Origin of the sequence: Nocardiopsis sp. NRRL B-16309 (assembly GCF_001279585.1) — a bacterium.
Taxonomy (GTDB): Bacteria; Actinomycetota; Actinomycetes; order Streptosporangiales; family Streptosporangiaceae; genus Nocardiopsis.
The window spans coordinates 1-203 of record NZ_LGEC01000056.1 but is presented as its reverse complement, the minus strand read 5'-3'; the positions used below and the strand labels follow the sequence as shown (position 1 = coordinate 203).

The following is a 203-nucleotide window of genomic DNA, read 5'->3' as shown; positions in this document are numbered from 1 at the left end:
ATCGTGTCGACCTGGCGCACCGCGGGGTGCGCGCGCTCGGTCAGGATCTGGCGGCCCAGCTCGGCGTTGTTGCCGTCCAGGCGCACCACCAGCGGCTTGGAGACGTCGTCGCCGCGCGACTCCAGCAGCTCCAGCGCCTGCACGATGCCGTTGGCGACCGCGTCGCAGGCGGTGATGCCGCCGAACACGTTCACGAACACGCT

At 70.9% G+C, this 203-nt stretch carries 1 pseudogene; it reads right to left on the bottom strand.

Annotation, left to right across the window (positions count from 1 at the left end):
• Window positions 1–203: pseudogene (locus tag ADL05_RS06730) on the bottom strand (succinate--CoA ligase subunit beta); the annotation flags it as partial.